The sequence below is a fragment of the Gulosibacter sp. 10 genome (genome assembly GCF_900163695.1).
Lineage (GTDB): Bacteria > Actinomycetota > Actinomycetes > Actinomycetales > Microbacteriaceae > Gulosibacter.
Genome location: NZ_FUIC01000025.1, coordinates 1 through 6998, shown reverse-complemented (window position 1 = coordinate 6998; position 6998 = coordinate 1). Strand labels below are relative to the sequence as shown.

The 6998-nt window shown below is 71.5% G+C and carries 3 protein-coding genes; 1 reads left to right on the top strand and 2 read right to left on the bottom strand.

All coding sequences use genetic code 11. The features are described from left to right. Positions 1–67 precede the first annotated feature (67 nt). Positions 68–2869 carry a LuxR family transcriptional regulator gene (locus FM112_RS10195; RefSeq protein ID WP_087007145.1) on the top strand — a complete coding sequence of 934 codons (2802 nt, stop codon included), beginning with the start codon at positions 68–70 and terminating at the stop codon, positions 2867–2869. Positions 2870–3206: 337 nt separating this feature from the next. On the opposite strand, the gene FM112_RS10190 is transcribed toward FM112_RS10195, so the two are convergent. Next, complete coding sequence (locus FM112_RS10190) at positions 3207–5222, bottom strand: VaFE repeat-containing surface-anchored protein (RefSeq protein ID WP_087007143.1); 2016 nt, start codon at positions 5220–5222, stop codon at positions 3207–3209. Positions 5223–5461: 239 nt separating this feature from the next. Further along, the gene (locus tag FM112_RS10185) at positions 5462–6895 is read right to left on the bottom strand and encodes a cytosine permease (protein ID WP_087007141.1); all 1434 of its coding nucleotides are present in this window, start codon (positions 6893–6895) and stop codon (positions 5462–5464) included. Positions 6896–6998 lie beyond the last annotated feature (103 nt).

Below are 6998 nucleotides of genomic sequence, written 5' to 3'. Positions count from 1 at the left end.
GTGGGCGGGCGGGCGGAAAGGCCGCGAAGATGGCTCATGATTTCTCAACCATGCCTAGCCTCGTCGCGTGCCATCCCGAATCCGGGCCGCCGATCCGGCGAGCACCCGCAGCAACGCCATCGTCCGCGCCGCAGAGCGCGCGGACGATCGCTGCGGCATGTTCCTGCTCGTCGACGGGCTCCCCGGCATGGGCACCACCACGCTGCTGCGCGAGCTCGCCGGGCTCATGGAGCGCCGGTACGGCTGGACCGCGATCCACTCGCGCGCCGACCGCTTCGAGCGGGAAGAGCCCTACAGCTTCATGGAGCGGCTCTTCGCGGGCGAGCTCGCCGGCGGCTGGGCCTTCGAGGCGCAGCCCGACGCGGATCCCGTCGAGCTCGCCCGCGAATGTCTGAACCGCATCCTCGAGGACGCCCCGGAAACCGGTCAGGCCGTGATCATCGACGACGCCCAGTGGATCGACGAGGCCTCCGCCCGCATCCTGCGGTACCTGCTGCCCCGCCTCATCCGCCGCCGCACCCTCATCGCCTTCGGCGCGCGCAAGCCGCACGAGCGGGGCTCCCTCGGCGAATACCTCGAACGGCTCTCGCGCGACCCGAACGGCGGGCGGATCGACCTGCAGCCGCTCACGGATCAGGAAATCCGCGCCATCGCGGTCTCCCGCTTCGGCACCGACATCATGCGCCGCAACGCCCGCGCGCTGCGCGAGGCCACCGGCGGCTCCCTCCGGCACGTCGACGCCTTCTTCGACACCCTCGACCCCTCCGAGGCCGCCGCGCTGCACCTCGTCTGGGACCTGCCCGTCCGCGGCCCGAGCCCCGAGGACAACCCGATGCTCGTGCAGTACCGCAGCCTCGGCCCCGCCGCGCGGACGGCCGTGGAGGTCGTCGCCCTCGCGGGCTCCGGCATCGAGGCCGGCGCGCTCGAGTCGGTGCTCGCGAGGTCGGGCGAGGAATCGGGCCTCGGCGACGCGATCGACCGCGGCGTGCTGCGGGAGTCCGGGTTCGGCTCGCGCATCGCGCCGCACCACGAGCTGCTCGTCCCGGCGGTGCGCGCCATGCTCGCGCCCGAGCGGCGGCGGCGCCTCGCGCGCGACCTCGCCGCCGTGGACGGTCCGCGCCTCGACTACCTGCTCGCGGCCGCCGAGGAGCTGGACGCCGAACTGCTCGACCGCGTCGTGGAGCACGCCGACGCGGCCGTCGCGCGCGGCGAGATCCGGGAGGCGGACGCGGTCCTGCGGCGCGCCCTGGAGCTCGCCCCCGAGCCGAATGCCCGGGCTGAGCTGCTCGTCCGGATGGACCTGCTCATCCGGCTCGCCATGGCCCACCTGCGCGCGAAGACCCCCTTCCACCTCCTCGACCTGCTGCCCGAGTACGCCCGACTGCCGGCCACCGGGCTCCGCGACGCCCTGCTCGTCATGATCGAGGCGTTCCGTGTGGATGCCCCGTTCCCCCACGAGCGCGTGGCCCGGATGACCGCCGAGCCCGCACCCGACCCGGACGGCCGGGCGCTCCAGGCCTCGCTCGCGCTCCTCGCCGTGGTCAGGACGCTGCGCAGCGGAGACCTCTCGCCGCTCGCCGAACGCATCGAGCGCGCCCGGCGCTGCTTCGAGGCCGCGCCGAAGGACCCCGGCGAGCTGCGCGACCCCCGCCTCGCGGGGCTCGTCGAGCCGGATGCGCCGCTGCTCGACTGCTACGCCCTCGCCTCCGCCCCGCACCGCGCCACGAAGGGCGCCGTCGCCCGGCTCATCGAGCGCACGCAGGCGCTGCCGGAGGGGCCCGTCAAGGCCGACGCGCTCGCCGCGATCGCCGGCACGCTGGCCGGCTCGGGCGCATTCGCGCGGGCCGCGGAGCTCGCGCACGACGCCATGCGCATCGTCGACGCGGGGCACGCGCCGTGGGGGCTGGGCACCGTCCTGCTCGTGCGCGCCCACAGCCTCGTGATGCTGGGCCGGTACCAGGAGGCCCGGAAGGTCGCCGGCATCATGGAGGAGCGCTGCGAGGACGCCCTCGACGTCGAGACCCGGCCGCTCGCCGCGGCGCTGCGCGCGTTCATCGGTGCCGGCGCCGGCGGCGAGGACCTCGGCCCGCTCCTCGCGCAGGCGCGGCGGCACCGCGAGATCGAGTGGGAGAGCTATGCCCCCGATCTCGCGATCATCGCGGAGTGCGAGGCCGCCCGAGCCGACGGCGACTTCGAGGCGGTGCTCCGCGCCTCCGAGGGGCCGTACGTCGAGCGCATCCGGAACACGAGGCACGGCTTCCTCACGTACCGGGCCCAGGCACTCGTCCGGCTCGGCCGACTCGAGGACGCCCGGAGGCTCATCAATCGCCTCGAGACCTGGCGCGGCGCCAGGTGGCTCGAATGCTGGGGCTCGCTCGCCTGGCTGCGCGCCCTGCTGGCCGCGGCCCGGGACGACAGGAACTCGGCGATCCGGCACTTCGAGGAGGCGGCCGCCGAGACCGCCCCGCCGGTGCCCTGCGCCCTCGCCCTCCTCGACTACGGCGAATTCCTCGTCGCCGAGGAACGGCACGATGCCGCGCGGAGCGCGCTGATGCGCGCCGCCGCCCTGCTGCGCAGCTCCGGGGCGGAGCGGTATCTCGCACGCGTGCGCGGCACGATGGCGGCGCTCGACGCGCCCCGCTCCACGCGCGACCGGCTGCTCGACACGCTCACCTCGCGCGAGCGCGAGATCGCCGAGCGGCTCGCGGAGGGCGAGTCCAACCGGCAGATCGCCGAGGCCCTCGTCGTCTCCCAGGCCACCGTGCGCTTCCACGTCTCGAACGTACTCCGCAAGCTCCAGGTCTCCTCCCGCGGCGAGGCGGGGAGCCTGCTGCGGGGCCCGGCCGTGTCGGAGCGCTCCGGGCGGTAGCCACGGGCGGCGGGTCCGGTCCGCAGGTTCGGCCCGCAGGTCGGGTCCGATCCTCGGGTCCAGCCCGCGGGTTCGGCCTGCGGGCCCGGCCCGCGGGTCCGGTCGCCTTCACAGGCCATCCGATCGCCGTCGCGGGGCGACCGCTCCATTGTGCCCGCGTCGCCTCTCTCCGCCACCGGGGCTTTCCACCGGCGGGGCTCTCCACCGCCGGGGTGTCTCCGCCCCGGGGCCTCTCCGCCGCCGGGCATACGAGAGGCCCCACCGCTCCGGATTGCTCCGGGCGATGGGGCCTCGCGGGCCGGTCGGCGACTGATGGGGTCGACCGGCGCCGCTCTCGTTACTCGGCCGCCTGCTTGCGCGAGCGGATCATCAGGGCGATCGATCCTGCGAGCAGCAGGGCGATGCCGATGCCGAGCGGGAGGACCGGGAAGCTCTCACCGGTCTGGGCGAGGCCGCCCTCGGTGTCGGGCTTCGCCGGCTTCTCGGGCTGCTCCCCGGCAGGGGTCGTCTCGTCCGGGGTCTCGCTCGGCTTGGGCGTGGGCGTCTCGCTCTCCTCAGGCGTGGTCGGCGGGACGGTCTCCTCGGGCTTCTCGTCGACGGTCACCGTCTGGCGCGCGTCGTCGATGTCCTCGTGCGTGGCGATGAGGATCTCCTCGGGCGTGGCCGGGATGGGCATCTCGCCCTCGTCCTGGGTGCCGATCTCGTCCTCGGCCTCGGCCTTCACGAAGTAGAGCTTCTCGAACGCCACGAGGGTGTCGCCCGCGTAGTCGGCCGGAACCTCGAAGTCGAGGCTCGCGATGCCCGAGCTCTCCTCGGCCACGAACTCGGTCGAGGCCTCGATGCCGGTCGACTCGCCCGTCTCCTTGTCCATGAGCTCGCCGCGGAGCACGTAGGTCTGGCCGACCTGCAGGCCCGAGTAGGCGACGTCGTCGCGGAGCGTGCCGCCCTCGTGGGCGAGCTCCTGGTCCTTGTCGGAGAGGTCGTAGGCATCCGTCTCGATCTTCGGACGGTAGACGGTCTGGTTCTCGTCCTCGATGTCGGCGTGGGTCGCGACCTCCTTGCCGTCCAGCTTGAGAGTCTCGAACACGACGATGACCTCGCCGTGCAGCTCGCCCTCGGGCACCTCGAAGGTCAGCTCGACGGAGCCGTCGGCCGCCTCGGGCGTGAACTTCGTCGAGGACGTGATGCCGGTGGGCTTGCCCTCTTCGCTGCCGTCGCGGATCACGAGCTCACCGGTGATCTCGTACTCCTTGCCGGGGGTCAGGCCCTTGTAGTCGACCACGTCGACCACGGTCGCGGGACCGGACTCGGGCAGGAACTGGTCGCCGTCCTCCTTGTCGCTCGCGGTCGTGCCGATCTCGGGCTTCGCGGGCGCCTTGTCCCACTTCACCGTGGCCTCGGCCTTGACATCGACCTGCTCGCTGCGCGAGATCATGAGGGTCTGGGTGCGCTGGTCCTTCTTCGCGTTCGTGACGAGCATGCCGCTCAGCTGCTCGCCACTGATCGAGCTCGACACGGTGGCCTCGCCGGCCTCGGCGTCCTCGGGGACGTCGATGTAGAGCTCGGTGCCGGTGGGAACCTTCTTGAGGTCCACCTCCTCGCCGTTCTCGTCCACCAGCGGGTAGTCGCCGGTGACCTGCACCTCGACGGTGCTCGCGGAGGCCTCGAAGGTGATCGGGCCCACGAGCGAGCCGGCCACGCCGGTCTCGTCCGAGGCGTTCGCCTTGATGTAGGGCTTCTGGCTCTCGGCCTGACCCGTGTTGGCGTCGCCGGTGAGGTAGTCCACGAGTGCCTGCACGCGCTTCTCGGCGGCCTTGTCGTTGCTCGTGAGCCCCTTGAACTCGAAGTTCTTCTCGGTGAAGGTCCAGATCGCGGCCTGCGTGCCCGCGATGGCCTCCTTCTCGGTGAGGCCGTCGATGCCGGTCGCCTCGATGACGGAGTCGAGGTCGACGTTCGGGTGGCTGTTGAAGACGATCCACGCGACCTTCTCGCGGACGTCCTTGTCCTTCTTGAACTCGTTGTTGCCGGGGAAGCTGTCCCAGTCGCCGACCTTCATGCCGATGTCGTAGCGCGCGCTCACGTCGAGCTCGATGCAGTAGGCGTGCTGGTCGGGCTTGTCACCGCCCTGCGTGTAGAGCGGGAAGAGCGTCGTGTGGATATTGCCGCGGGTGGAGCGAATCTGCTCGCCGCTGATCGATTCATCGGACTTCCCCATCTTCGGGTAGCCGTCGGGGTAGCCGTCGTCGGCGTTCGCCGCCATGGCGGGCAGCCAGGTGAAGGCGAGCAGCAAGGTCAATACCGCAGTTACTGCGAGCGCTGCGACTCTGGGCAGCGCGAATCCTGTTGACTTCATGCGGCCGAGCCTAGAAATCGGTGTGAATTCATGGACTAGCCGATCGGACAGGTTCGGTGTTGGGTTTTTCTACGCCCGTCCCAACACCGCCCCGCGCGCCCCGCAGCGCGCCGAGGATTCGATCCGCACTAGGAGGGCAGCCATGAGCGCATCCCTCCCGCAGCGGCGGGATGCGTCCGCCATCGCCCTCCTAATGCGGACCCGCGACGCGCAAAGGTGGCAGGCGCCGCAGTGACAGCTCAGCGGCCCTCCTGGCGGCGGATCCTGCCGCGCCGTAGCAGCAGCGTCACCAGGAACGAGAGCACCAGCGCGATGATCACGCCGAGGTTCGCCGCCGCCCACGTGCCGTCGCGGCCGCCGAACGCCCCGAGCAGATAGCCCTGCCAGTTGTTCCACGCGGCCTCCTCCGCGAAGCCGTTCACCACGAGGCCCCAGCCGATCACCGAGGCGACGGCCATCGTCGCGAGACTCGTCCAGTCGAAGGCGCCGTAGACGCCCTTCGGGTCGAAGAGCGCCGCCTCGTCGTAATCGCGACGGCGCGTGAGGATGTCGGCGATGAGGATGCCCGCCCACGAGGCGAGGGGCACCCCGAGCGTGATGAGGAAGCTCTGGAACGGGCCCAGGAAGTCCTGCGCGAAGAACACGACCCAGATCGTGCCGATCGTGAGGATGACCCCGTCGACGCCCGCCGCGACGGGCCGCGGGACGCGGATGCCGAGGCTGATGAGCGTGAGGCCCGAGGAGTAGATGCCGAGCACCGCGCCCGAGATGAGCGCGAGCAGCGCCGTGATCCAGAACGGGATGAGCGCCCACGTGGGCAGCAGCGTCGCGAGCGCGCCCACCGGGTCGCCGCCCACCGCATCCATGAGCGCCGGGTCGGACCCGGCGAGCAGCAGGCCCGCGGTCACGAGGATGACCGGCGCGGCCGCCCCGCCGATCGTGTTCCAGAGCACGATCGAGGAGTCCTTCGCATCGCGCCGCTGATAGCGCGACCAGTCGGCCGCGATGTTGATCCATCCGAGCCCGAAGCCGGTCATGACCATGACGAGCGCGCCGATCATCTGCTGCGGCGAGCCGTTCGGCATCGCGAGCACCGCGGCGAAGTCGATGCTCGGGATCACGAGCACGAGGTAGAGCACCGTCACGATGCCCGTCAGCCAGGTGAGCACCGACTGCAGCTTCATGATCGTGTGATACCCGAGCACCGAGGCCGTGACGATGACCGCGGCCACCAGCACGGCGGCGATAACGCGCACGCCGGTGCCGCTCGCCCATCCGAGCGCCTCGAACACCGTCGCGGTGGCGAGCACCGCGGTGATCGCCAGGAAGGTCTCCCAGCCGATCGAGGTGAGCCACGACACCACGCCGGGCACCTTCTGCCCGTGCACGCCGAACGCGGCGCGCGACAGCACCATGGTCGGCGCGCTGCCGCGCTTGCCCGCGATGGCGATGAGGCCGCACAGCAGGAACGAGACGACGACGCCGACGACGGTCACGACCGTGGCCTGCCAGAACGAGATGCCGAAGCCGAGCACCCAGGAGCCGTAGCTCATGCCGAACACGGAGACGTTCGCGGCGAACCAGGGCCAGAACAGGTCGCGCGGCCTGGCCACGCGCTCCGCGTCCGCGACGATCTCGATGCCGGTCCGCTCGATCAACGGATTCGATGCCATGCGCTGCTCCCCACTCTCGTTCCTCCTGCCGCCGCGCCCGTCTTCGGCCGCTGCTCCCATCATCCCCCTTTTCCACACGAAATCTTGGCCGCGAATGGTCGGT